1 protein-coding gene is annotated in these 582 nt (G+C 64.3%); it reads right to left on the bottom strand.

What is annotated here, in order from left to right:
- Positions 1-582: superoxide dismutase (locus tag G154_RS00255; RefSeq protein ID WP_036478543.1), on the bottom strand; the 582-nt coding region annotated here is incomplete at its 3' end.

Below are 582 nucleotides of genomic sequence, written 5' to 3'. Positions count from 1 at the left end.
GTAGCGGTCTTGGACGTCGGCCCAGTTGACGACGTTCCAGAAGGCCTTGACGTAGTCGGCCTTGACGTTCTTGTACTGCAGGTAGAAGGCGTGCTCCCACATGTCGACCTGCAGCAGCGGGATGATGCCCAGCGGGACGTTGGCCTGCTGGTCGTAGAGCTGGAAGGTCAGCAGGCGCTGGCCGAGGCTGTCGTAGCCCAGGACGGCCCAGCCGGAGCCCTGCAGGCCGTTGGCTGCGGCGGTGAACTGGGCGCGGAACTTGTCGAAGCTGCCGAATTGGTCGTCGATGGCGGCCGCGAGGTCGCCTTCGGGCTTGTCGCCGCCGTTGGGGGAGAGGTTCTTCCACCAGATGCTGTGGTTGACGTGGCCGCCGAGGTGGAAGGCCAGGTTCTTCTCGTTGAGGAAGATCGCCGACTGGTCGTCGTTGGCGCGGGCCTCTTCGAGCTTGGCCACGGCGTCGTTGACACCCTTGACGTAGGTGGCGTGGTGCTTGCTGTGGTGCAGTTCGTTGATCTGGCCGGAGATGTGGGGTTCCAGGGCGCCGTAGTCGTAATCGAGGTCGGGCAGGGTGTATTCAGCCAC

The organism is Mycobacterium sp. VKM Ac-1816D (assembly GCF_000416385.1).
In the GTDB taxonomy this organism is placed as follows: Bacteria; Actinomycetota; Actinomycetes; order Mycobacteriales; family Mycobacteriaceae; genus Mycobacterium; species Mycobacterium neoaurum_A.
Note: the sequence above shows the minus strand (reverse complement) of the source record. Positions and strands in the feature narration are given on the sequence as shown.